Annotated in this window: 26 protein-coding genes, 1 tRNA gene and 1 pseudogene; 13 read left to right on the top strand and 15 right to left on the bottom strand. The window is 67.0% G+C overall.

All coding sequences use genetic code 11. The features are described from left to right. The first annotated feature begins 31 nt into the window (after positions 1-31). Positions 32-1,249 carry an MFS transporter gene (locus tag ACUZ2Y_RS20795; protein ID WP_476321353.1) on the top strand — a complete coding sequence of 406 codons (1,218 nt, stop codon included), beginning with the start codon at positions 32-34 and terminating at the stop codon, positions 1,247-1,249. Here the strand turns inward: ACUZ2Y_RS20795 and dcd are convergent. Together dcd and ACUZ2Y_RS20785 are read right to left on the bottom strand one after the other, a co-directional pair. Then, complete coding sequence (gene dcd, locus ACUZ2Y_RS20790; RefSeq protein WP_476321351.1) at positions 1,197-1,778, bottom strand: dCTP deaminase; 582 nt, start codon at positions 1,776-1,778, stop codon at positions 1,197-1,199. The two genes, ACUZ2Y_RS20795 and dcd, sit on opposite strands and share 53 nt — an antisense overlap. After that, on the bottom strand, positions 1,759-2,373 hold the full coding sequence (locus ACUZ2Y_RS20785; RefSeq protein WP_476321349.1) for a DUF2306 domain-containing protein: 615 nt from the start codon (positions 2,371-2,373) through the stop codon (positions 1,759-1,761). The genes dcd and ACUZ2Y_RS20785 overlap by 20 nt, the downstream gene beginning before the upstream one ends. 130 nt (positions 2,374-2,503) lie before the next feature. Between ACUZ2Y_RS20785 and ACUZ2Y_RS20780 the strand changes: the two genes are divergently transcribed. Next, positions 2,504-2,574 (top strand) — tRNA-Gly (locus ACUZ2Y_RS20780). A gap of 95 nt (positions 2,575-2,669) precedes the next feature. Here the strand turns inward: ACUZ2Y_RS20780 and ACUZ2Y_RS20775 are convergent. The 8 genes from ACUZ2Y_RS20775 to ACUZ2Y_RS20740 all read right to left on the bottom strand — a co-directional run bounded on the left by ACUZ2Y_RS20775 (position 2,670) and on the right by ACUZ2Y_RS20740 (position 9,133). Beyond that, positions 2,670-3,812 (bottom strand): tyrosine-type recombinase/integrase, encoded by a 1,143-nt coding sequence (locus ACUZ2Y_RS20775; protein ID WP_476321347.1) that lies wholly within the window; start codon positions 3,810-3,812, stop codon positions 2,670-2,672. Next, complete coding sequence (locus tag ACUZ2Y_RS20770; RefSeq protein WP_476321345.1) at positions 3,812-4,030, bottom strand: helix-turn-helix domain-containing protein; 219 nt, start codon at positions 4,028-4,030, stop codon at positions 3,812-3,814. Before ACUZ2Y_RS20770 ends, ACUZ2Y_RS20775 begins: the two co-directional genes overlap by 1 nt. 14 nt (positions 4,031-4,044) lie before the next feature. After that, entirely contained in the window at positions 4,045-5,655 is a 1,611-nt protein-coding gene (locus ACUZ2Y_RS20765) for a replication initiator (protein ID WP_476321343.1), read from the bottom strand. Then, on the bottom strand, positions 5,652-6,047 hold the full coding sequence (locus tag ACUZ2Y_RS20760; RefSeq protein ID WP_476321341.1) for a hypothetical protein: 396 nt from the start codon (positions 6,045-6,047) through the stop codon (positions 5,652-5,654). Before ACUZ2Y_RS20760 ends, ACUZ2Y_RS20765 begins: the two co-directional genes overlap by 4 nt. After that, the gene (locus ACUZ2Y_RS20755) at positions 6,044-7,522 is read right to left on the bottom strand and encodes an FtsK/SpoIIIE domain-containing protein (RefSeq protein ID WP_476321339.1); all 1,479 of its coding nucleotides are present in this window, start codon (positions 7,520-7,522) and stop codon (positions 6,044-6,046) included. The genes ACUZ2Y_RS20760 and ACUZ2Y_RS20755 overlap by 4 nt, the downstream gene beginning before the upstream one ends. 231 nt (positions 7,523-7,753) lie before the next feature. Next, positions 7,754-8,026, bottom strand: a complete 273-nt coding sequence (locus tag ACUZ2Y_RS20750) for an AMED_5909 family protein (RefSeq protein WP_476321337.1) — start codon at positions 8,024-8,026, stop codon at positions 7,754-7,756. A gap of 86 nt (positions 8,027-8,112) precedes the next feature. After that, complete coding sequence (locus ACUZ2Y_RS20745; RefSeq protein ID WP_476321336.1) at positions 8,113-8,424, bottom strand: hypothetical protein; 312 nt, start codon at positions 8,422-8,424, stop codon at positions 8,113-8,115. A gap of 283 nt (positions 8,425-8,707) precedes the next feature. Beyond that, the gene (locus tag ACUZ2Y_RS20740; protein WP_476321335.1) at positions 8,708-9,133 is read right to left on the bottom strand and encodes a plasmid replication, integration and excision activator; all 426 of its coding nucleotides are present in this window, start codon (positions 9,131-9,133) and stop codon (positions 8,708-8,710) included. Between the two features lie 177 nt (positions 9,134-9,310). On the opposite strand from ACUZ2Y_RS20740, the gene ACUZ2Y_RS20735 reads away from it, so the two are divergent. From ACUZ2Y_RS20735 to ACUZ2Y_RS20720, 4 genes are all read left to right on the top strand, one after another. Continuing rightward, the gene (locus ACUZ2Y_RS20735; RefSeq protein WP_476321333.1) at positions 9,311-10,153 is read left to right on the top strand and encodes a GntR family transcriptional regulator; all 843 of its coding nucleotides are present in this window, start codon (positions 9,311-9,313) and stop codon (positions 10,151-10,153) included. Then, positions 10,150-10,866, top strand: coding sequence for an HAD family hydrolase (locus ACUZ2Y_RS20730; RefSeq protein WP_476321331.1), 717 nt, complete (start codon positions 10,150-10,152; stop codon positions 10,864-10,866). The genes ACUZ2Y_RS20735 and ACUZ2Y_RS20730 overlap by 4 nt, the downstream gene beginning before the upstream one ends. A 366-nt stretch (positions 10,867-11,232) precedes the next feature. Continuing rightward, complete coding sequence (locus ACUZ2Y_RS20725; RefSeq protein ID WP_476321329.1) at positions 11,233-11,403, top strand: hypothetical protein; 171 nt, start codon at positions 11,233-11,235, stop codon at positions 11,401-11,403. Positions 11,404-12,665: 1,262 nt separating this feature from the next. After that, positions 12,666-13,052: a hypothetical protein gene (locus tag ACUZ2Y_RS20720; protein ID WP_476321327.1), complete on the top strand. Its 387-nt coding sequence runs from the start codon at positions 12,666-12,668 to the stop codon at positions 13,050-13,052. A gap of 59 nt (positions 13,053-13,111) precedes the next feature. On the opposite strand, the gene ACUZ2Y_RS20715 is transcribed toward ACUZ2Y_RS20720, so the two are convergent. After that, positions 13,112-13,594, bottom strand: a complete 483-nt coding sequence (locus tag ACUZ2Y_RS20715) for a winged helix-turn-helix transcriptional regulator (protein ID WP_476321325.1) — start codon at positions 13,592-13,594, stop codon at positions 13,112-13,114. Between the two features lie 67 nt (positions 13,595-13,661). Between ACUZ2Y_RS20715 and ACUZ2Y_RS20710 the strand changes: the two genes are divergently transcribed. The 4 genes and pseudogenes from ACUZ2Y_RS20710 (at position 13,662) to ACUZ2Y_RS20695 (ending at position 15,738) form a co-directional block, all read left to right on the top strand. Then, a complete protein-coding gene (locus tag ACUZ2Y_RS20710; RefSeq protein WP_476321323.1) occupies positions 13,662-14,159 on the top strand; it encodes a PaaI family thioesterase in 498 nt (165 codons plus the stop codon). Positions 14,160-14,175: 16 nt separating this feature from the next. Next, positions 14,176-14,679, top strand: a pseudogene (locus ACUZ2Y_RS20705) (O-acetyl-ADP-ribose deacetylase); the annotation flags it as partial. Beyond that, the gene (locus ACUZ2Y_RS20700; RefSeq protein WP_476331974.1) at positions 14,653-15,111 is read left to right on the top strand and encodes a DUF6508 domain-containing protein; all 459 of its coding nucleotides are present in this window, start codon (positions 14,653-14,655) and stop codon (positions 15,109-15,111) included. The pseudogene ACUZ2Y_RS20705 and the gene ACUZ2Y_RS20700, both read left to right, overlap by 27 nt. Before the next feature lie 39 nt (positions 15,112-15,150). Next, complete coding sequence (locus ACUZ2Y_RS20695; protein WP_476321321.1) at positions 15,151-15,738, top strand: DinB family protein; 588 nt, start codon at positions 15,151-15,153, stop codon at positions 15,736-15,738. A 33-nt stretch (positions 15,739-15,771) separates the two neighbouring features. Here the strand turns inward: ACUZ2Y_RS20695 and ACUZ2Y_RS20690 are convergent, their stop codons facing one another. Both ACUZ2Y_RS20690 and ACUZ2Y_RS20685 read right to left on the bottom strand, forming a co-directional pair. Continuing rightward, positions 15,772-15,966, bottom strand: coding sequence for a hypothetical protein (locus ACUZ2Y_RS20690; RefSeq protein ID WP_091376584.1), 195 nt, complete (start codon positions 15,964-15,966; stop codon positions 15,772-15,774). 40 nt (positions 15,967-16,006) lie between these two features. Then, positions 16,007-16,462: a hypothetical protein gene (locus ACUZ2Y_RS20685; protein ID WP_476321318.1), complete on the bottom strand. Its 456-nt coding sequence runs from the start codon at positions 16,460-16,462 to the stop codon at positions 16,007-16,009. Between the two features lie 307 nt (positions 16,463-16,769). Here ACUZ2Y_RS20685 and ACUZ2Y_RS20680 point away from each other — a divergent pair, with 307 nt between their 5' ends. From ACUZ2Y_RS20680 to ACUZ2Y_RS20670, 3 genes are all read left to right on the top strand, one after another. Further along, positions 16,770-17,507, top strand: a complete 738-nt coding sequence (locus tag ACUZ2Y_RS20680) for a response regulator transcription factor (protein WP_476321316.1) — start codon at positions 16,770-16,772, stop codon at positions 17,505-17,507. Between the two features lie 122 nt (positions 17,508-17,629). Then, positions 17,630-19,462, top strand: coding sequence for an acyl-CoA dehydrogenase (locus tag ACUZ2Y_RS20675; protein ID WP_476321314.1), 1,833 nt, complete (start codon positions 17,630-17,632; stop codon positions 19,460-19,462). Between the two features lie 224 nt (positions 19,463-19,686). Next, on the top strand, positions 19,687-19,977 hold the full coding sequence (locus ACUZ2Y_RS20670; RefSeq protein ID WP_476321312.1) for a GlsB/YeaQ/YmgE family stress response membrane protein: 291 nt from the start codon (positions 19,687-19,689) through the stop codon (positions 19,975-19,977). A gap of 61 nt (positions 19,978-20,038) precedes the next feature. Here ACUZ2Y_RS20670 and ACUZ2Y_RS20665 read toward each other — a convergent pair whose 3' ends face one another. Then, positions 20,039-21,889, bottom strand: coding sequence for a VanW family protein (locus ACUZ2Y_RS20665; RefSeq protein ID WP_476321310.1), 1,851 nt, complete (start codon positions 21,887-21,889; stop codon positions 20,039-20,041). Positions 21,890-21,920: 31 nt separating this feature from the next. Beyond that, positions 21,921-22,214 (bottom strand): GroES family chaperonin, encoded by a 294-nt coding sequence (locus ACUZ2Y_RS20660; protein ID WP_476331972.1) that lies wholly within the window; start codon positions 22,212-22,214, stop codon positions 21,921-21,923. Between the last annotated feature and the right edge of the window lie 6 nt (positions 22,215-22,220).

Genomic DNA, 22,220 nt, shown 5'->3' with positions numbered 1-22,220 from the left:
CGATCTAGGAATCGTTAGCTATGTTAAACATATGGTCCGGTCCCGGTGGTCAATCCTGACGGTCATCGTCGTCGCGCAGACCGGGTCCATCTCGCTTCTCTACGGCGTCCCTTTCCTGATCCCGCTCATGCGCGAGACCGAGGGCATCACGCTGACCCAGGCGGGCACCCTCGCAGCCGCGCCGCTGCTGGGTGTGCTGGCGATGCTGATCATCTGGGGTGCCCTGGCCGACCGGTTCGGCGAGCGGCTGATCATGACCGTCGGCACGCTCGGCACCGGCGTCTGCGGCGTCGGGGCGGCGCTGATCGACGGACCCGCGGCACTCGGCCTGGCGCTGGTCGCGGCGGGCGGCTTCGGCTCGTCGATCAACGTGACCAGCGGCCGAGCCATCCTCGCCGCGTTCGACGTGACCCAGCGCGGGCTGGCCATGGGGATCCGGCAGAGCGCGCAGCCGCTCGGACTGAGCCTGGCCGCGGTCATCCTGCCGCCACTGGGACTCGCCTGGGGCTACCGCGAGGCGCTGCTCGTGCCCGCGGGGATCTGCCTGGTGATGGGAGTGGTGGTCGCCGTGGTCGTGCCCAGCCACCCGCGCGAGGAACGCTCGCGGGTCCGGGCGCCGTCGCCGTACGGGAACATGCGGCTTTGGCGGGTGCACATGGCGAGCGCGCTGCTGGTGTGGCCACAGTTCGTCGGCGCCGTGTTCGCGCTGACCTACCTGGTGAACGAGCAGGGCTGGGACCCGGTGCAGGCTGGGGCGCTGCTCGCCGTGGTCCAGCTGCTCGGAGCCGGGGGACGGATCGGCGCGGGGGTCTGGTCGGACCGGGTGGACAGCCGGATGCGGCCGATGCGGATCATCGCCGCCGCGGGCACGGTGGCGATGGTCGTGTGGGCGTTAGGCGATGTGTTCGCGCCCGCGCTGGCCTTGTTCGGGCTGGTGGCGGTGACGATCATCGCCGCGTGCCCGAACGGCCTGTCGTTCACCGCGACCGCCGAACTCGCCGGCCCCGCGTGGGCGGGACGGGCGATGGGCGTGCAGAACACCGGGCAGAACTCGATGGCGATGGCGGTCGCGCCCGCGTTCGCCGCGATCGTCACGGCCATCGGGTGGCCGCTCGCGCTGACCGTGGCGGCGGTGTTCCCGCTGGTCGCGGTCGGACTGACACCGGTTCGCGGTGAACGTCCCGGCAGGGCAGGGATCAGCGCCGGGTGTCGACCCGGTGGAAGTTCAGGTACGCGCGCGACGGCGTAGGTCCGCGTTGCCCCTGGTAACGCGACCCGGCCTTCTCCGAGCCATACGGGTGTTCCGACGGCGAGGTCAGGCGGAACAGGCAGAGCTGCCCGATCTTCATGCCCGGCCAGAGGGTGATCGGCAGGTTGGCGACGTTGGACAGCTCGAGGGTGATGTGTCCGGTGAAGCCCGGGTCGATGAACCCGGCGGTCGAGTGGGTCAGCAGCCCGAGCCGCCCGAGCGACGACTTGCCTTCGAGGCGGCCCGCCAGGTCGTCGGGCAGGGTGACGCGCTCGTAGGTGGAGCCGAGGACGAACTCGCCGGGGTGCAGCACGAACGGCTCGTCACCGTCGGCCTCGACCAGCGACGTCAGCTCGTCCTGCTGCTGGCGGGGGTCGATGTGGGTGTACTTGGTGTTGTTGAAGACCCGGAAGAACCGGTCCAACCGCACGTCCACGCTCGACGGCTGAACCATCAGCGGCTCGAATGGCTCGATCCCCAGTCGTCCGGAATCGAGTTCTTTGCACAGGTCACGGTCGCTCAGCAGCACGCACCCACCCTAGTTGGTCCGTCCTGGTGAGCAGCCAGGCCACAAGGAGATTGGGCAACCAGCACAGCCAGGCGATGGCCGCGTAGGCGTCGGCGAACGGGATGTCGATCTCCAGGGCGCCGTAGAGCCCCAGTTCCAGCCGCAGCGTGACGGCGGCGAACGTCAGGGCGAAGCTGCGAACCATCCACTTTCGGTGCTCGGCGATCCGACCCGAGCGGATCATCACCAGCCCGGTCGCGGTGGTCGCCAGCCAAGCGATGGCCAGCGCCGCGAACCCGAGCGACGCCACGACACCCCCGTGCGCCGTCGTCGCCAGCGCCAGCCCGCCCACACCTCCGACGAACACCCCGGCGACGTACGCCCGCCCGACGATCTTGTGAACCCGCCGCTTCCGCATGAACTGCCACGGCCCGGCCGCCAAGGCGACCAACGCGCCGGCGATGTGGAGGCCGAGCACGAACTCGCGGGCGACGAAGACGTCCCGCTGCTTCTCGAAGTAGGTGTCCGGGTCGAAACCCAGGTAGTGAGCGGAGGCCGCGACGATGAGCAGGGAGAGGACGGTCATCGTGATCCAGCCGAACCGGGATAAGCGCATGCGCACAGTGTTGAGTCGGTCGACCCCACCGACATCCGGCGCGAACCCTGGTAGCGGCCCTGATCTTGCCCTTAGGCCAAAGCGCCCTGATGGAGCTTCGCGGGCGGATCCGTGTATTCTGTCGATCACTGCGGATGTAGTTCAGTGGTAGAACATCAGCTTCCCAAGCTGAATATGCGGGTTCGATTCCCGTCATCCGCTCAGAGGAAGTATCTGCACGTCAGAAGGGGTGTCACCGGACCATCGGTGACACCCCTTCTGCTTGCCCCAGGACCCCGCGTGCTGTCCACGTGCTGTTAGCTCGCCTTGTCTTCGTCCTGGTCACGGTGCTTGTCGATCAGGTCCGAGAGCCGATCGGCTATCGCCTTGTCCGCCGCACTGGTCGCACGCTGGTAGATCAGAGCCGCCCGCATGTCGTCGTGCCCCATGCGCTGCATCAAGTCCTTGGTGCTCGACCCGGCCTGAGCCGCCCAGATGTTTCCCGCGTGGCGAAGGTCATGGAAGTGCACGCCCTTGAGGCCCATCTTGGTGACCAGCTCGGTCCACTTCACCCGCTGACTGAAGTTCGACCGCCGCAGCGCCCCGCCCTTCTGCCCGGTGAACAGCAGCGCGTCCGGCTCAGGCTTCACGAACTCGGCGAGGTGCTTCACCAGCTCAGCCCGGATGGCCATGGGGACAGCCAGCGTCCGAACCCCGGCCTTGGACTTGGGCAGCCCGACGACCAGGCCACGTCCGGCGACCTCCGTGGACGCCTGAGACACCCGGACCCAGCTCCCGTCCGCAGCCACGTCACACCGCCGCAGCGCGGACACCTCACCCCACCGCAGGGTGCAGAACGCCGTCACGAGGATGAGCGCCCGATATCGCGGAAGCGGCATCCGGTTGGCGAGGTCGAAGACCTGAGCGACGGCGAGCACCGGACGCTCAGCGGGCGACTCCTGATCGGCGCCCTTCACCCGGCAGGGATTCCGCGCCAAGATCCGATCTTCGTCCACCGCCGTGTTCAGAACCGCCCGCACCAGCCGATACGCCTTGGCCGTCATCGTCTGCGAGACGCCGGACTCCAGCAGGTCAACCCGCCATTGCCGAATTACCGCGGTAGTGATCTTGCCGATCTCCATGTGACCGATCAGCGGCTCGACGTGCTTGGAATGCAGCCAGCGGTACAGCTCGACCGTGCGCAGGCCCAGGCCGGGCCGTTGGACGATCCACCGTTCCGTGTAGTCGCCGAGCTTGACCTTCGACTTCGCCGGGTCTGTCCACTCACCGGCCATGAGCAGGCTTTCAACCTTGACGAGGAACTTCTCGGCCGCGCCCTTGGTCTCAAACGTCTCCGGCGCGAGACGACGTTGCCCGTCAGGGCCGAGGTAGCTTGCCTGCCACCGGCCGGACGGGAGTTTCCGCACCCACCCGAACCGGCGACGACGCTTGCCAGCCATCACGCCACCTCCCGCATGTGACGCCACACCATGGCCGCAGTGATCGGCTCGACTCGGCACGCCGCGAGGTAGCCGTCGAGGTCGGAGAGCGCGAACCGGATGTGTATGCCGACCTTGTGGAAGGCCACCCGACGCTCAGCGATCAACCGGCGCACGAAGCGGACCGAGGTGTTCAGGTAGTCCGCGGCTTCCGGGACTGTGAGGTACTTCTGTTCCATCTCATTCCCCCAGGTCAGGCCGCTACAGGCGGAGTTGCTGAAACATTGGCCGCGAGGAGTGCGGCGTCGTATTCGGCTCGCCATCGGATGCGTTCGGAGATGGCGTGCATGAGCAGGTGCGCTCGTGGTGGGACGGTGGGGTCGCCGGGTTTGACCTTGTGCCAGACCAGTCGTTTCGGGTCGGGTTCTTCCTTGACGACGCCGATGTCGGCGAGGGCCTGGACCACGAACGCTTTGCGGTCGGCCCGGTGATCGGCCAGCGTCTTGCCCGACCACTTCCGCGACACCAGCACCCGCCGCCCAGGCAGGCCAAGGCTTGACCGGCGATGCGCCCGCCCCTTGCAGTGCCCTGGTGTCGTCCGCCTGGACACGCCGAGCGGCTGGACCCCGTAGAGCAACCAGACCGCGCAGCGCGGTGAACACGGGGTGATCGACAGTTCGTCGTGGAGCCGGTCGTGGTGTTCGCGTTGCCGGTCCCCGGTGGACTCGATCACCTCACCGGTCGACTTCATGAGGTACTTCGTCAGGTACCCGATGTGCCGTCCGGCTTGTTCGGTGCCGCCGAGGATGCCCTTTGAGTGGACCTGCGCCCCAAAGGTCGACACGTGCGCCGGGGTCTCGACCTGGTCGACCGCGTGCGCCCACGCCGTCAACGGTTGCCGCGTGGTCGGGTCGATGAACTGTTCGCCGTCCCAGACCGGGACCACGCTGCCCGGATAGCGCAGTTCGTCGTGCGGTGGCCACCAGACCTGGAGGTAGGTGGCGGCGGTGACCTGTCGGAGCACTTCGTGGGGGATGGAGCCGCGGATTGCGGTGTGCAGGTGCGGGGCGGCGCGTTTCTGTGGTTCGACGGTGGCGAAGTACTGCACGTCCCAGCCGACGACGCGGCGAAGGTTCTGCCACCACCGGTCGATCAGGGATGCGAAGTGCACTGCGTCCCGGGCCGCCCGCCGATAGTCGTAGGTGCGGATGTCGACCGGTGTCCCGTCCCCGCGGACCGCACCGTACGAGTCGCAGGTCAGGGTGACGAACATCGAGGGCCGGAAACCACCGGCGTATTGCCTGCCCACGGTCCGCTTCTCCACCTTCCGCCGAGGCAGGTTCGGTGCGTCCTGCCGCCGCTTCGTGGACCGCTTCGGAGCCCGCTTGCCCACGGCATCCGGCGACGGCAATCGACCCCGCACCCCGAGCCCGCGCAGCTCGTCGTCAACCGAGTGGATCTCGTCGCGCAGTTCGTCCGCGTCCCCGGCCTGCCCGTCCTCGATTGCCTCCCGGTATGCCGCTACGAGGTCGGCCCGGAACGCCATCAGCTCTGTTTGATCGGTTGTGGGCGGTTCCGGGGTGAAGTCGGGTTCGTCGCCCATGTGCCAGCCCTCGCGGCACTGGACCATCCGCAGGGCGCGGGCTTTCCGCGCACACGGCCCGCAGACGGATTCCACCGTGGATCCGCAGGGGACGGCGACGTGTCGGAGTTCTCCGGTGTCGAGGTCGCCGACCTCCATGGTGAATGGGCGGACACAGACCCCGTACTTCTCCGCCGTCGCGGTGACCACATCGAGGGCCAGTGGGTGCCGCATCCGTTGCGCGCGGGTGCCTTCCGGTGCAGGGGTGACAGCGGTACTCATGCGGCCACCCCCGCCCGGTCAGCGGCCCAGGCCCGCAGGGTGGACATACCAACGCTTTGCTTGCCGCCCGGTTCCAAATCGGGGAACACCGCAGGCGTGTACGTGAGGCCGTCGAAGATCTTCACCCGAGTGCCGTCAGCGAGCGCACCGAACACGTGCAGGTGGACCGAGTCCGGTCCTGCCCGCCAGGCCGAAGCCGTGACGTTGGTCAGGGTCGCCGCCCAGGACAGCAGCGCAGATGCCACACCCGCCAGGGTGTAGGCCTGCAGTTGGATCGTGACCGCGTCCTCCCGGCAGGCGTTGACCGACACATCCCATGGACCCGGCAGCGCCGGGTGCGTGGCCAGGTGATCCCGAATCGCGTCCAGCCGCGTCGTGATGAGGACATTCATGCCGCCACACCCCCGACCGTGAACGGCACGACCGCACCGATCGAGTCTCGCCCGGTGACGTAGGCGACGAGTTGGGCCAGGTCGTCATCGGTGACATGGAACGCGCGTGCCCGTACAGGTTCGCGTTTGCCGTCCACCTTCACCCAGGCGACACCGGGGACGTGTTCGCTGATCTCGTGAGCTGTTGCGCCGCGTTGGCGGACGCCGTCGCCGAGGACCATGTCGACCTGTGCGGGTTCGTCCAGGCGCATCGCGACGCGGGTGGAGAACAGGTGCCGGAACGGCACGATCTCCTTGCGCGGGTCCTGCAACAACCCGAGCACGCACACGCCCGGTGCCCGGCCCTGCGAGGTGATCGCTTGCAGCGCCCGAGCGGCGCGTTCCCTCAGCGCCTTGTCCGTTTGGTACGCGACCACGTCGGCCAGCTCGTCAATCACCAGCAGGAGGAACGGGTCACCAGTCTCAGCCGTCCACGTGCGGCGCAGACCCCGGTAGGACTCCGCGCGGCGCTTCACCTCTCCGGCGATCTCTTCGAGCATGGTCACCGCCGCTTCACCGTTGTCGAAGACAACGCGGTGGAACACCTCCGGTGCCTGCCCGAGTTCCATCCCGCCCTTGGGATCGATCCCATAGAGGCGCACAGCACCGGACTTGATCGCAGGTGCCAGCGCCGACACCACCGACCACAGCAACGAGCCTTTCCCGGCCCCGGAGACACCGACATTGAGGACATGGGTGCCGAGCAGTCGCAGTCGCCACGGCCGCCCCGACTCGGTTCGCCCGATCACCACCCGCTTAAGATCAACCGCGGAGTCCTTCGCCGCCAGCTCGGGCAGGACGATCGGTGCGGCCAGGGGATCGGAGTGCACAAAGTCGAGTTCGAGCCGCCCAGGCTTGATCACCCGCACCCGGCAGGAGTGGGCGTGGAAGGAGTGCGCCAGCCCCGAGGCGTGCAACTCCCACTGTTCTGGGGCTTGCCCTTTGACCATGCGGACCCGGACACGGTCACGCCACCCATCCGAGCGGACACGGCCCAGGCGCGGCCGATATTCAGTGCCGCGCTTGTCTTTCACCAGGTCCGCGAGGCGCATGACGGTCCGCCATTGCCAGGCGTAGATCATGCAGCGCCGGTACTCGGTGCGAATTTGCGGCATGGCGAACCGCTCGAACGAGGGTTCGTGCAGCCACCGCCACACCCCGAACAACATGAACAGCACCGCCAGGCCGGCGGCGAACCACCACGGCCCGACCCCCGAGTACGACCACCAGCCCGCGGCCAGGACCACAAGGGTCAGCGGGTAGCGGTAGATGAGCTTGGCGAGATGCCACAGGCTCCACCCGAGCAGGCCGACGAGCACAATCGGGGCGATGGCGAGCTTGACCCAGTTGGGCAGCAGCGTCCACCAGGGCAACCGAGGCCGAGCGATTTCCAACGGTGCCGGGTCGACCCACCGCGAATCGTTGCGACGTCCCATCAGAGCCCACCCCCGACCATCGAAGCGTGGCCCTGCCCTAGCGAGAGAATCTGTCGATGTACTAGCGTGTTCACTGTCTACTCCGATGTCTGGTGTGGACAGCACAGAAGCGGGAAAGGTTGGTAGCCGGGTCCGCTTCTGTGCCTATGGTTTCCTTGCGCCGCAACATGGGCGTACGTCATCGCCGCACCACCCAGGCGCGTTTTGTTTGTTCCAAATGGACTTATTGGGTCAGGTGATGAGCGCCGGATCGGCCTCCCCATGACCCCGCAACTTCACAACCTTGTCTTTCGCGAGCCATGCTTCGGCCCCGGCTTCATACCGGTGTCGGGTGTCGATCGCGGCGACGTGACGGAACACTTCGGCCCTGTATTCGTGGTAGGCGATCCACTCTTCCCGCGGTGCGTCGAACGCCGGTGCCCGCCACAGGTACTCCCGTGCGGTGAGCAGCGTTGTCGGTAGTGGGGCGGGGTTGCGCCAGGTCTCTACCCTGGTGACCACCACGAACCTCCCTTCGGTTGGTGTTGTGGGAGGCACGACGGCGGGCACCCGGGCCGCCAAGCAACGGAGCACCCGCCGCCGTGCCGGACTCAAAACCCCGCCCCAGACAAACCCGGCCCGGCAGGGGTGATCCAGTGCCGACCCGACCGTTCAACCGGCGCGGGTTCGCCGTCCGGGTCGATCTCCGCCGCCAGCCGCGCCGACTCCCTAGCCAGCACCCGGCAGAAGTTCGCCATCGCGACCAACCCGTCAGGAAACGGCGCGACACTCAACAGCACATCGACCGCGTCCAGACTGATCACCAACGCCGGGGGATGCCCCTGCCCGAACCGCACAACACCGGCAGACGCCCCATGCCCAGGCGAACCGGACGCGGTGAACCGCAACGCTTGCCCGCTCATTGCCCACTTCCTTCGGATTGCTGAACACGCAGGACCTCCATGCCCGCGCGACGTTCGAACTCCTCAGCCGCAACTACGGCCGCATGGCGAGCCCACAGCGGGATTGCCAGCTCTGCCGCGAGCACCCTCCAAGCACCCGCGACCTCCGCGTACGCGCGAGACAGACGACGAATTGCCTCGATATCCACAGGCTGTGGACGAGACGCAGCGAACAGCGCCGCCGTCTGCTCGGCGTAAGCGACGTTCCAGCGGGCGACCGCATCTCGAGACGCCCGCCCCGTCATCACGCGGCGTTCTTCTGCTCAGCGGTAGCCACAGGCTTGGCCGCCCGAGCACCGCCAGGAGCCCGCATCCCGCCAGCCCGGAAGCTGTGCGCGATACGACCCTTGTTGTTCGCATACGGGGTGATCGTCAGGCGCTCGAACTCCACCGCCGCGAACGGGAACCCGTTGGCCTTCGGCGGCGGAACCGGCTGGTAGTCAGCCGCGATCTTCACCTTGAACTCAGCGCCGAACCGCGCAGCCTCCTCGTTCGCGTCCAGCGCACGGACGGTCCAGACGAGCTGGTTGGTCTCCTTGTCCCGCTCCTGCATCTTTGGTGCGGCCGGGTTGTCGGAGAACGCCATCGAGGGCTCCACACCCAGCACGAACGCACCCAGCGGAAACACCTCCCCGAAGTCGACCGCGAACCGCGTCGGAATGACCGGCATCTCAACCTCCAGAACTTGTCTAACCGGACTAGCCATGTCGTACAAGTAGAAAGGTAGCCAGCTTGGCTAGACATGTCAAGTAGTAAGAGTGGACTAGCTCGCTAGGTGAGCTAGACAAGGCGTCGCGGCTTGGGTCAGACTTGCGTGGCGGTAATACCGCCTCGAAAGGAGTCAACGATGGGGCTAGACCCCGACGACCCGCGGCCGCCATACGTGCAGGTAGCGAACGCTCTACGGGCCGCAATTTTGACCAAAAAGTTCACTGCGGGCGACAAGCTCCCATCCCGCAACGAGCTCGCCAAGACCTACAACGTGGCCCCCATGACCGTTCAGAACGCCCTTCGCGAACTACGCGACGAGGGCCTGATCGTGTCCCGCCAGGGCAGCGGCGTCTTCGTCCGCGAACGCACCGAACGCCCGGTCGGCCTACGCCCCCACATCGAACGCGCCTTCGAGGCCGAGCACGTGACGGTGGACTTCGCAGGCTTCTCCGGCGAAACCCTGCACGGAGCCATGCAGGAACCTCTCGACAAGATCCGAGCAGGCCGTCTACGCCCGGAATCCCTCACGGTGCGCATCCTCATCCCGGACACCACAGCTCCTCTGGCCATCCCGTGCCGTGTTGAGGACCTAGGCGACAGCCCCGAGTTCCGCGCCCGCGCAACCGCGATCATGCACCGCCACGTTGGTGCCCTCACCGACACCGTCAACGAGCTGGGCTCCCTCGGCATCGTCAACAACGCCACCGCCACCGTGCGCGTCCACCACGCAGCCCCACTGTTCAAGCTCTACATCGTCAACAACGAAGAAGCATTCTTCGGCTTCTACCCAGTCCGAGAACACGTCCTCACCTTCGGCGAGACGCCCACCCCGATCTACGACCTCATGGGCAAAGACGCCATCCTCTTCCACCACTCCACCACCGACGACGACACCTCCACGGGCTCGCAGTACGTTGACCAGGCCCGGACCTGGTTCGACAGCATGTGGGGAACGGTGTCCAAGGAATTCGCGCCGTGATCAGTCCGATAGACGACGAAGAACTTCTTGATCGGCTGCTGCGAGACGCGGATGCGCTCCTGATCGATTTCGATGGTCCGATGTGTAACGTCTTTTCAGGCATCCCACCTCGGATTGTGTCCGACCAACTCAAGGATGTTTTGCGGCAAGGTGGGCACGTAGCGTTGCCGGTACAAGTGGGCACTTCCGACGACCCGTTCGACGTGCTGCTTCACGCAGCACGGCTTGGAGTGGAGGAAGGCCGCTACGTGGAAGCCGCCTTCGCTGCCCATGAGGTAGAGGCCGTGCAGCAGGCTCAGCCAACCCCAGGAGCGTTCGAACTAATTCGTGCTTGGCATCAGGCGGGACGCCGCGCTGCCATTGTTAGCAACAACGGGGTTCGTGCCGTTGAGTCATTTATTGGACTGCACGACCTGATGGGGTCTTTCGACTACATATCGGCGAGAATCGGTAGTGACGTCGCGGAACTCAAGCCGAGTCCTTTTCTCGTTAATCAGGTAGTGCATGCATTCAAAGTCGAACCCCGCCGGGCTTTGATGATCGGCGATAGCCGTGCGGACATGCTCGCTTCACAGTCGGCCGCAGTTAATTTCGTCGGATATGCAAACAAGCCTAAAAAGGTGGCCCTCCTGCAGAGCGAAAGCACGTCGATGCTTACCACCTCCATGGAGCTGCCCGCTCGGGTTGCCGAAAGGCTCGCCCTGGGTGCCTGAAACAGCGACACGCCGAAGACTCATCTTTGCGCGACACGCCGATGCGACACGCAGCAATTTTGTACCCAGGTTGCTCACAGGCCTTTAGCTGGGGTTTTAGCATGCCGCTGCGGCACCGTACCCAAGTTATCCACAGACAGCTGTCCACAGACACACCCGAACGCGGGATACATCCCCAGGTTGTCCACAGGTCGGTCCCCAAGGTCATTTGCAAGCGGCCGATCGGGGGGTACACACTCCGAACAACGTCGCAGCCAGCGGCGATGGCGGTTGACTATCTATCCCTCCGTGCCCGACGCGAACCGGTTGGGCCGGGCAGGTCGGCTCCGGGATCAACGGATTAGTCCAGCCGACTCGGAGGTGACGGTGGCCAACCGCCGCCGTAAGAAGAATAAGAGCAAGAAGAAGGCCAACCGCGGCAACATGCCCCCGGCTGGCCGGGCGAGGATTCTGACTCCTGCCCGGCTCAGCGCGGTTGCCCTGACGATCCAGCTCGTCGGCCCGATCTGGTCGATCATCGACATGCTGGTTCGATAGCAAGTGGAGGCTGCTGGGTGGCTTACACGCTGCCCGGCAGCCCTCCACGCTCAAGTTGACCAGACTGAGTCAACCTAACGCGGGTAGCGTCTCTCACATACCCCATGCGGTCAAGTTCGCATCCACAGCCTCTCTACCCCGTCTTTGCAGGTCAAGGGCCTTGTATTCGCTGTTGTGGTGTGACCCGATCGCGACGCGAGACCGCCGAGCTGCTGAATTTGGCTCTATGGGATCAAGGCGCGCCGCCCGCGGCGGCGCGCTCGGTGGGCCTGTTGCGCTGGCACCAGAGCTACATCCATCGCGGCACGGTCCGGCCTGCCGCTCCGCTCACGGCCGGACGGCCGCGCGGCGCAGCCACGGAGCGGCGCGAGTCCCGCGAGCCACCACAGACGGCGCACACCGCCCATCTCCTCGTCAGCCTGCCGGGCGATGCCGAGACCTGCCTCCGAATGCCAGGGTGGAGCCATGGCATCTCAACCGGACTTGTCAGCCAGCCAGCCCGAATCGCCGCGCGCGGAGATCCCTCGGTATGCGTCCGGCCGAGCACCGCGACACCTGTTCACTCGCGACCAGCTCTGGACGGCATTCGGCCTACTTCCTGGCGGTCCCATACGGGGCATCGTGGAATCTCAGTACGACCCGGTTGCCCTCTACGCGGTCAACGAGGCCCAGCTACCAAACTGATAGACGGCCAGCTCCCGGTCAAGGGGCCACGGGCCAGCTCGATGTGCCCGCCCGGTCTAAAGACAGTCTGTGGGCCACCCCGACGCCTGATCATGACTACGGCCAGCGACGCCGCGTCAAGGCGGGAGAACGTGCCTTGACCCGACGCCACTGTCCGTGTTTTGGCTTCGTGTCGGGGTGCAGGGAGGGGACTGGGTGGCCAGACCAGCCGTGCTGTTCGCGTGCGATAAGCCCTGGTCAACAGCGGGCAATCCCGGTCAGTCTTGACTGAGGGCGGGTCCAGGTCAGAGATGATCTCCCGCTGACTCCGCCAGATTCCCAAGCTGAATATGCGGGTTCGATTCCCGTCATCCGCTCAGCGGAAGTACCAGCACGTCAGAAGGGGTGTCACCGGATCATCGGTGACACCCCTTCGGCATTCGGCGATCTCCCGCGCTCTCGTGACACAGCGCGGTTCTCTGCGCACGGAGCGTGGCACGGTTGATTGCCCGTAGGGGCGGATCTGCGTCCTTGCCCACTCCCACACTGGAGTCCTGTTAGGACAGTTGGATCACTATCGCCGAACGGGAGCGCTAACCATGACGAAGGTCAACATGGTGGTCGTCAACCTCACCAATCACACACTGGAGTTCACGGGCCTACGGGGCGACGACGTCACCCAGGGTCCGGACCCCATCGTGCGACCGGGCCAGGCGGGGGTGGTGGCGATCTTCGACGCCGGGAGGGGCCGTTGGGACTGGGTCTACCTCAAGGATCAGGACAGCGGCCTCGCCTACCAGCTCTACATCGAGGAAACCGGAGTCCAGACGAGATACACGTTCTTCGGCTACAAGGACCCGAATTCAAGCGAGAAGAACGGCAACCCGAAGCCGTTCGCCGACGGTGTCGACATGTGCTTCTGGGACGGCCAGTCGGCCGCGCTGTTCACGCTGTTGAGCGCGCCACTGCCACCCACGGAGTCGTGACCCCGAGGCGCGAAAGGGTGCTGCCCGGTCACGGGCGGCACCCTGCTCCTCGCGGCCGTTCAGGAGACCTCTCGGCGGTGGGCGCCCGGGCCCGGGCGGGCGACGACGTCGCGGGGGGAGTCGATCTCGTGGCCTTCGGCGCAGTGCAGGTGGGTGGTGACGGGGGCTCCGCAGTCTCGGTGTGACATCTCCACCGGGGAGCCTTCCGGGTCGGCTAGGTACTTGTTGCCCCAAGACCAGATGGCGACCAGGACCGGGTAGAGGTCGAAGCCCTTCTCCGTCAGCCGGTACTCGTGGCGTTCGCGTTCGCCTGGGTCGCGGTAGGGGCTGCGGCGGAGGACGCCTTGGTCGACGAGCATCGCTAGGCGGTTGGTCAGGACCTGGCGGGGGATGTCGGTGTGCTCCCGCATCTGGTCGAACCGGCGGATGCCGTTGAAGACCTCGCGGAGGACCACGAATGTCCAGCGTTCCCCCAGGACGCCCATCGCGCGGGCGATGGTGCAGTTGTCGACGGACCAGTCCAGTGCCGGTGGGCGGGTCACGGAGGGCTCCATCACCTCAGCCTAAGTCTCGTTGACAGACTCAGCAAGCCGGTGCGAGTCTGAGTCCATGACACAGACTCAGACGCGTACCCGCACTTTCAGCTGGGACGACCCGCAGATCAACGCCGCCGCGCTCGGGCAGCTCAGCGGGCTCGAACTGATCCAGGCGATGATCTCCGGCGAGTTCCCCGCCCCGCCGATCATGCGGCTGCTGGACATGGAGCGGATGGAAGCCGAGGAAGGCCGCGTGGTCGTCGAGATGCGCGCGCAGGAGTTCCACTACAACCCGCTGGGCGGGGTGCACGGCGGGGTCATCGCCACGCTGCTCGACACCGCCGCGGCCTGTGCGGTGCACACGACGCTGCCCGCGCGGACCGGGTACACCTCGCTGGACCTGACGACGAAGTTCCTGCGCCCCGCCTCCCTGGCGTCGGGCCTGCTGCGCTGCGAGGGCACCGTGATCTCACGGGGCCGCCGAACCGCCCTGGCCCAGGCCCAACTCACCGACGAAGCAGGCCGGTTGCTGGCCCACGCGACCTCCAGCTGCCTTATCTTCGAGGTCTGACGACTTGGGGCGGCACTTGAAGATCACCACGGTCCGCGGGGACATCACCGAACAGCACGTCGACGCCGTGGTCAACGCGGCGAACTCCTCGCTGCTCGGTGGGGGCGGGGTGGACGGCGCCATCCACCGCCGCGGCGGGAAGGCGATCCTCGACGAGTGCCGCGCGCTGCGGGCTTCGAAGTACGGCCGCGGTCTGCCCACGGGCCAAGCCGTCGCGACGACGGCCGGTGAGCTGCCCGCGCGGTGGGTGATCCACACCGTCGGCCCCGGCTACGGCGCAGACGATCGAGTCGAGCTGCTCGCGTCCTGCTACCGGGAGTCGCTGCGGGTCGCCGACGAGCTGGGCGCCGCGACCGTGGCGTTCCCCGCCGTGTCGGCCGGGTCGTACGGGTGGCCCGCCGAGGAGGCTGCCCGAGTCGCGGTGGAGACGGTCTGGGCGGCTGACACCAAGGTCGCCGAAGCGCGCTTCGTGCTGTTCGACGAGACCGTCCTCATGGCCTTCCAGGACGCGGTCCGGCAGGCGGGGCCGACGGACTCGGCGATCACCGCGGACCTGGCCGCGATACCAGAGGACCGCTGGCAGCGGCTGTTCGCGCGGATGGACGGGCTGACCGACGCCGACCGGGAAGTGAAGTGGGGCGGCGGCAACGAGATCAAACCCGGCGTCACGCAGATGCCGTACCCGATCTACAGCGACGCCGTCCAGGAGATCCGGGGCCTGCTCCCGATGGCGGTGTACGACTGGTCCGCATGGATTCGGGACAACCCGGTGTTCCCCGAAGGGGCCGGACTCGACCAGCGCCCGGTCGCCGACGCGGTGCGGCTCGCGACCGCATACATCCGTGGGGAACGGTTCAGCGACGGCGCCATCGGCCAGGCCGTGAACAACGGCGCGCTGGGGGCGATCGTCGACCGGCTGCGGAAATGGACCGAATCGGAGAAGCTGGAGTAGACCGCGGCCGCAGCGACCGTGGCGGACGCCGGGGGCGACATGCGCAAGCCGGAAGTCTTTGTCCAGGCCGACAGGGCGCTGAACAACGTCGTCGCGCGGATCGCCGACGACCAGTGGGACCGCGAGCTGCCGGACACGATGCGCTGGGCGTCGCAGTTGGTGACGCTCAAAGACCTGGTAAATCACCACGCCCGCGACGACGCGTGGATGCCCGACGTGCTGGCGGGCCGGACGATCGACGAGGTGGACGACCAGTACGAGGGCGACCTGCTAGGCGCCGATCCGCGGGCCGGGTTCGCCCGGTGGGTGGAGATCGCGACCGACGCGGTGGAGCGGTTCCACGACTTCGACCGGACCGTGCACCTGAGCTACGGCGACTACCCCGCGAGCGACTACCTGCTGCACGCGACGGTGTTCCGCGGAATGGGCCTCTACGACATCGCCGAGTTGGTCGGCATCGAGCCACGGGTGCCGGAGGAGACGGTGACCGCGCTCTACGAGGTGATCGCCCCGAAGGCGCAGGACCTGCGCGAGATAGGGGTGTTCGGGCCGGTGGTGGAGGTCGAGCCCGACGCTCCACTGGAAGACCGCCTGCTCGGACTCACCGGGCGGAGTCCACTACGGTGAGCGGCCGCCGCCTGGGCGGCGGCCGCTGGACCGTCAGTAGTTGTTGTTCCAGGTCCGATTGATGTCCGAGGCCTTGCTCGGCGCGCTGACGCGCAGCACGTCCCAGCGCAGCGCGGGCTCGGCGGAGTTCTTCAGCGTGATCTGGTCGCCGACCTTGACCCGCGGCTCCACCCAGCAGGTGAGGTAGCGATTGGCCGAGCGCAGATCTACCTGCACCTTCATCGTCATGCGATCAAGGTAGCCACGGTCGGGCCGGGTGGCGAGTGAATTACTTGACCCGGCTGCGGATCTCGTCGTACATCGCGGGCAGGCCGAACTCGCGGACCGTGGTGAGGACCTCGCGGGAGAGGGAACCGAAGGGCTTGCCCACGTCGACCTGCCACCACAGGTCGCCGATGGGGACACCGGCGCCGACGAGGATCAGATTGCCGATGCGCTCCTGCCAGCCGGTGCCCGCGTGGCCCGCGCCGCGCAGGTACGGTCGGATTCGAAGCTGACTGGTCCACTCGTCGGTCGCGGAGACACTCAGCGCGAGGGTGAACCGTGTGGCGCGCGGACCGAGGTTGGACTGCAAGATCGACACCTGGCCGACGTGGGAGTCGCGGACCATCCGGTAGCGACGACCCTTGCCCGCCAGCCCCAAAGCGCGGAGACCAGGTGCGAGCCCGGTTTCGACCATGAGCCGGAACCACTCGTCCGCGTTGCGCACCGCGCCTGGTTCCACCGCCGCCCCCTTAGCCCATGGGTTGGAATCACGCACCGCGTCCGACCGATTACTGATCTGACCCTTGGTGACCTTATCCCGGACCACCGACCGATCCCTAAACATTCCTTGCACTACTGGCGGGTAAGGAAGTTCGTCCGGTTCCACGGTCTGCCGAAGTACCGTATTGGAGTGTAATCTAGATCACAGCGTTATCACCCTGAAGGGTGAGTTTGTCAACGGCCATGGAAACGAACACCGAGCAGCACGTCACGACGTACGCACCCGCGCGTCCAGTCCCGGACGGGGAAAGTCTGGAGGACGTCGAATGCCACATAGTTTCACCCAGCCGGGGATGGCCCGGCCGCTGGAGGGCGGCTTAGGTGTCGCGCTCGTAGACGGCGTGCCGCTGTTCCGCGAGGGACTATCGGCGCTGATCATGCGCACAGCGGGCTTCACCTGGCTCGGCGCCACGGACACGCCACAGGGGGCGGTGCAGTTCGCCGAGCGGTACCACCCGAACGTCGTGCTCATCGACTCCGGACTCGACCCCCGCAGCCACCTGAGCAACATGCTGGCGGCGGCGAACCCGAGCCTGACCACGCTGGTCATGATCCGTGACGCACACCGGACCACCCAGTACGTGGCGACCGCGATCGCCTCGGGGGTGCACGGTGTGATCTTGCGCTCCGCGGAGCCGCCACAGATCATCGACGCGATCCGGTCCGTCCGGACGGACCGCCGCTACGTCGATCCGGCGCTCGCCCAGACCGTCGCGGCCCCGCGGGGACGGCTGACCAGGGTGCCGGACGCCACGCTGCCGCTGTCCCGGCGGGAGTTCCAGGTGCTGCAGCTCATCGCCGACGGACTGGAGAACCAGGCGATCGCGAAGATCCTCTATGTGTCCGTGGAAACCGTGCGGACCCACGTGAAGAGCATTCTGCGAAAACTCGGCGCCCGTGACCGCACACACGCGGTCGCCGTGGGCTTCCGGTCCGGTGTACTACTCACGCAGGAATCACCACGTCAGCCGGCACCGGACACCCCTTCACGAACGGGCACGTGACCGGAACCACCGGCCCATCACCCGTCCGCGTACGCGAATTCACTTGCCGAGGTTACTGACAAGTAATATCCTGTTGTTACCGGTGAGTAGCACTCTCTCGCGTGAAGACACGGAGCATCCAGATGGGTCACTACAAGAGCAACGTCCGAGACCTCGAGTTCAACCTGTTCGAGGTGTTCAACGTCCAGGACCGACTGGGCAAGGGCGTTCTGGCCGAATCCGACGAGGACACCGCCCGCGGTGTGCTGGCCGAGCTGAACAAGCTGGCCGTCGGCCCGTTGGCGGACTCCTTCGCCGAAGCCGACCGCAACCCGCCGGTCTACGACCCCAAGACGTTCAGCGCCACGCTGCCCGAGGCCTTCAAGAAGTCGTACAAGGCGCTCTGGGACGGCGAGTGGTGGCGGCTGGGCCTGACCGACGAGCTGGGCGGCTTCGGCCTGCCCCCGTCAGTGTCGTGGGCCGCCGCCGAGCTGATCCTCGGCTCGAACCCCGCCCTGTTCATGTACATGGCGGGCCCGGGCTTCGCCGCGGTGGTGAACAACAACGGCACCGAAGAGCAGAAGCGCTGGGCCAAGATCATGATCGAGCGCGCCTGGGGCGCGACGATGGTCCTCACCGAGCCGGACGCCGGTTCGGACGTCGGCGCGGGCCGCACCAAGGCGTTCAAGCAGGACGACGGCACCTGGCACATCGACGGCGTCAAGCGCTTCATCACCTCCGGTGACCAGGACATCACCGAGAACATCATGCACTTGGTGCTGGCCCGTCCCGACGGACACGGCCCGGGCACCAAGGGCCTGAGCCTGTTCCTGGTGCCGAAGTTCCACTTCGACAGCGAGACCGGCGAGCCCGGCGAGCGCAACGGCGCCTTCGTGACCAACGTCGAGCACAAGATGGGCCTGAAGGTCTCCACCACGTGCGAGGTCACCTTCGGCCAGCACGGCACCCCGGCCGTGGGCTGGCTCCTCGGCGAGGTGCACAACGGCATCGCGCAGATGTTCCAGGTCATCGAGTACGCCCGGATGATGGTCGGCACCAAGGCCATCGCCACGCTGTCCACCGGCTACCTGAACGCCCTGGAGTACGCCAAGGAGCGCGTGCAGGGCGCCGACCTGCCGAACATGGTCGACAAGTCCGCCCCGCGCGTCACCATCACCCACCACCCCGACGTGCGCCGCAGCCTGATGCTGCAGAAGGCCTACGCCGAGGGCCTGCGCGCGGTGTACCTCTACAACGCCACCTTCCAGGACCAGGTCTGGACCCAGGAGGGCGACGAGGCCTCCATCAAGCTGGCCGAGCGGGTCAACGACCTGCTGCTGCCGATCGTCAAGGGTGTCGGCTCCGAGCGGGCCACCGAGCAGCTCGTGCAGTCGCTGCAGACCCTCGGCGGCTCCGGCTTCCTGCAGGACTATCCGATCGAGCAGTACATCCGCGACTCGAAGATCGACTCGCTGTACGAGGGCACCACGGCGATCCAGTCGCTGGACTTCTTCTTCCGCAAGATCGTCCGCGACAAGGGCCAGGGCCTCGCGTTCGTCGCAGGCGAGATCACGAAGTTCATCGAGAGCGAGAGCGGGAACGGTCGCCTGAAGCAGGAGCGCGAGCTGCTGAAGCAGGCGCTGGAGGACGTGCAGGGCATGCTCGGCGCCCTCATCCAGTTCCTGACCGCGTCGCAGGAGGACTCCCGCAACATCTACAAGGTGGGCCAGCACAGCGTCCGCCTGCTGATGGCGACCGGCGACCTGATGGTCGGCTGGTTGCTGCAGCGCCAGGCCGAGATCGCCCTGGCCAAGCTGGACGCGGGCGCCTCGGAGAAGGACAAGCCGTTCTACGAGGGCAAGGTCGCCGTGGCGTCCTTCTTCGCGAAGAACGTCCTGCCCGAGCTCACCGCCGGTCGCAAGATCGTCGAGTCGGCCGACAACGACCTGATGGACATCGACGAGTCCGCTTTCTGATTCGAGCGCTTCCCGCGGCGCGGACGGCGGCGGTCACCCCCGGGTGACCGCCGCCTTTTCGTCCGGCACGACACGGGGGTCCGTCAAACGGGTTACAGCGGCACGAACTTCACCCACTTGAGTGATATTTCGTCGGCGATCACTGTGCCACGACAGGCGGGGTCAACTCGGCGGTGCCAGGCTTTCGTGAAGCGTTCGATCACGCCTCGAAGCGAGGAGCTGACATGGGTGTAGGCGGCATTATCAGCGCGATCATCGTCGGGGCCATTCTCGGCGTCGTCGGCCGGGCGATCGCGCCCGGCGACCAGAAGATCCCGTGGTGGCTGACCATTCTGACCGGTATCGCGGCCGCGTTCCTCGGCACGCTGCTGGCCAAGCCGTTCGGCTGGGACAAGACGGACGGGATCGACTTCCTGGAGGTCATCCTCCAGGTGATCGTCGCGGTCATCGCGGTCACACTGGTGGCAGCCATCTGGGCGAAGATGCGCGGCGGGACAACCGCTTCACGGCATTGACCCACTGAGACGACGACGGGTCCCGGTGAAACTTCACCGGGACCCTTGTCGTCGTGCCGGATCAGCCCGCCGGTGGAGGCGGCGGGCAGGTGATCTTCGGCTGCGGGTTGTACTTCACCGTCCGGGTGTTGCGCCGGACCTCAGCGCCCGTCGCCGCGTCGCGGATGATCCGGGTGTCGGAGGTGGTGAAGCCCGGGGCGCCGTTGCTGGGCTTGCAGTTGGCGGCCGGGCCCTGCTTCTCGAACGGCGGCGTCTCGGCCGTGCGGCCGCCTGCCACCGATTCGACGGTGTACTTCTTGGTGCCCCAGATCTTCACCGTGATCGACGACGGCGTCCAGATCGTCTGGATGGCGATGCCGGTGGCCGAGTCGTTGGTGAACTTGATGTCGATGATGCTGTTGCCCGCGTGGTCCTGGAACACCGTGGCCTCGCGCGCGGCCGGGTAGCGGCTGATGTAGTAGCTGTGCTCCTTGTGCCCGGCGTCCTTGAGCGCGGCGAAGTAGCTCGCGTTGTAGAGGGTCGTGGCGAACTGGGAGATGCCGCCGCCGACCTCGCGCCCCGGCGCGCCGTCCTTGATCACGCCCGCCTCGACGTAGCCCTGGGCCGTGGTGCGCGGACCGGTGTGGCCGTTGAGGCTGAACGTCTCGCCCGGCTTGACGATCGCGCCGTTGACCTTCTCCGCGGTGACGCGGATGTTGACGCCGGAGTCCGGGGCGAATCCCTTGGTGGTGAACTCGCCGATGACCTCCTTGATGCCGAGCTGGTTGGCCTGCTCGGTGGTCACCTTCGCGGGGGTCTTGGCGTACTCGACCTTGATCTCGCGGGGGTTCGGCTTCTTGAGGACGTCGAGCAGCGTCGCGAACGCGGTGTCGTACTTGATCCCCATGCCGTCGACCGACGGGGTCACGGTCGGGGCGCCGCCCTCGAAGACGACGAGGGCGTCCTTGCCTTCCTTCTCGGTGGACGCGAGCTGGGGCTTGACCGCCTCGACGATCTTCGCGGTGTCCAGCTCCGGCGTCAGGCCGCCGCCTTCGGCGACCTCGAAGGTCAGGGCCGACGCGATGACGGTGGGCTCGATCTTGGCGTCCTTGCCCTCGCCCTTCACCACGACGGGCGCGGCGACAGCGGGCTTGGCGACCTCCTCGAACGCGGCCTTCACGCCCTCGGGGGTGGTCTTGACCGGCGTCTCCGTGACCGGGAGCTCGACCGCCTTGCCGCCCGCCCAGTCGGCGACGAGCGCCGCGCGAGCCTTGCCCGCGTCGAGGTCCTGGCCGGGCGCCGGGTCCACCATGGCCGGGGTCGCGCCGTCGAACTTGATGCCGCCTTCGACCGGCGGGCGGGTGACCTTGGCCTTGAGCTGCTCGACGGCCTCGTCCAGGGCGACGTCGTTCGTGCCGGTGACGACACCGACCTCACGGGTGCTGAACAGCGAGGTGATCCGGACGATCGGGTTGAGCGGCTGGTCGCCCGCCTGGTCGAGCGTGGCGGGCCAGTCCAGGGTGAGCCCGGACTTGGTCGGGTCGATCTGGTCCTCGACACTGCCCGCGCGGATCTGGACCGGCTTCGACAGGCGCGGCTCGATCTGCTCGCGCAGGGTCCGCTCGGCTTCGGTCTGCGACATCCCGCCGACCTCGACGCCCGCGACCATGACACCGCGGGGGACTTCGCCGCTGCTCATCAGCATGTCCACGCCGTAGAGCAGGCCGAGCGCGCCGACGACCGCGCCCGCGATGATCGCGGGCTTGCGCCAGGAGCGGCCCTCGGGGGCTCCGGTTTCGGCGGGTTCGGCGGGCCGGAACTGCTCGGTCCCCTCATCCCATGGACCGCCCGGAACCCTGGGGATCAGCTCGGTGAGCTCCCCACTCGACTCCGGCCAGCTGTGCTCCTGCGGCCACTTGTGGTCGTCCGGCACGCCCTACACCTTCCCCTTGACGATCCCCGCGCTACAGATACAAACCGGTTCCGTGCTCAATGCGCTCACTCGCGATGGCGTGCACGTCCCGTTCGCGCATCACCAGTCGCCCCCGACCGTGGATCTCGATTTCCAGCTGGTCGTCGGGGTTGAACAGCACCCGGTCGCCGACCTTGATGTTCCGCACGTTGGTGCCGATCCCGAGAACGTCTCCCCACGCGAGCCGCTTGGCCACCTGCGCGGTCGCGGGGATGACGATGCCTCCGGAGCTGCGCCGCTCGCCCTCCTCGGGGGTGAGCTCGACCAGCAGCCGGTCGTGCAGCATCTGGAT

It is taken from the genome of Actinokineospora sp. UV203 (genome assembly GCF_056323665.1).
The sequence above is the reverse complement of the archived record's forward strand: the minus strand, read 5'-3'. Positions and strand labels throughout refer to the sequence as shown.

Coding starts and splice junctions, on each gene's coding strand:
- ACUZ2Y_RS20795 (WP_476321353.1), top strand. CDS start 32: ATGGTCCGGTCCCGGTGGTCAATCCTGACGGTCATCGTCGTCGCGCAG.
- ACUZ2Y_RS20785 (WP_476321349.1), bottom strand. CDS start 2,373: ATGCGCTTATCCCGGTTCGGCTGGATCACGATGACCGTCCTCTCCCTG.
- ACUZ2Y_RS20775 (WP_476321347.1), bottom strand. CDS start 3,812: ATGGCTGGCAAGCGTCGTCGCCGGTTCGGGTGGGTGCGGAAACTCCCG.
- ACUZ2Y_RS20770 (WP_476321345.1), bottom strand. CDS start 4,030: ATGGAACAGAAGTACCTCACAGTCCCGGAAGCCGCGGACTACCTGAAC.
- ACUZ2Y_RS20765 (WP_476321343.1), bottom strand. CDS start 5,655: ATGAGTACCGCTGTCACCCCTGCACCGGAAGGCACCCGCGCGCAACGG.
- ACUZ2Y_RS20760 (WP_476321341.1), bottom strand. CDS start 6,047: ATGAATGTCCTCATCACGACGCGGCTGGACGCGATTCGGGATCACCTG.
- ACUZ2Y_RS20755 (WP_476321339.1), bottom strand. CDS start 7,522: ATGGGACGTCGCAACGATTCGCGGTGGGTCGACCCGGCACCGTTGGAA.
- ACUZ2Y_RS20745 (WP_476321336.1), bottom strand. CDS start 8,424: ATGAGCGGGCAAGCGTTGCGGTTCACCGCGTCCGGTTCGCCTGGGCAT.
- ACUZ2Y_RS20740 (WP_476321335.1), bottom strand. CDS start 9,133: ATGCCGGTCATTCCGACGCGGTTCGCGGTCGACTTCGGGGAGGTGTTT.
- ACUZ2Y_RS20735 (WP_476321333.1), top strand. CDS start 9,311: ATGGGGCTAGACCCCGACGACCCGCGGCCGCCATACGTGCAGGTAGCG.
- ACUZ2Y_RS20720 (WP_476321327.1), top strand. CDS start 12,666: ATGACGAAGGTCAACATGGTGGTCGTCAACCTCACCAATCACACACTG.
- ACUZ2Y_RS20710 (WP_476321323.1), top strand. CDS start 13,662: ATGACACAGACTCAGACGCGTACCCGCACTTTCAGCTGGGACGACCCG.
- ACUZ2Y_RS20700 (WP_476331974.1), top strand. CDS start 14,653: ATGGCCTTCCAGGACGCGGTCCGGCAGGCGGGGCCGACGGACTCGGCG.
- ACUZ2Y_RS20695 (WP_476321321.1), top strand. CDS start 15,151: ATGCGCAAGCCGGAAGTCTTTGTCCAGGCCGACAGGGCGCTGAACAAC.
- ACUZ2Y_RS20690 (WP_091376584.1), bottom strand. CDS start 15,966: ATGACGATGAAGGTGCAGGTAGATCTGCGCTCGGCCAATCGCTACCTC.
- ACUZ2Y_RS20680 (WP_476321316.1), top strand. CDS start 16,770: ATGCCACATAGTTTCACCCAGCCGGGGATGGCCCGGCCGCTGGAGGGC.
- ACUZ2Y_RS20675 (WP_476321314.1), top strand. CDS start 17,630: ATGGGTCACTACAAGAGCAACGTCCGAGACCTCGAGTTCAACCTGTTC.
- ACUZ2Y_RS20670 (WP_476321312.1), top strand. CDS start 19,687: ATGGGTGTAGGCGGCATTATCAGCGCGATCATCGTCGGGGCCATTCTC.
- ACUZ2Y_RS20660 (WP_476331972.1), bottom strand. CDS start 22,214: ATGCTGCACGACCGGCTGCTGGTCGAGCTCACCCCCGAGGAGGGCGAG.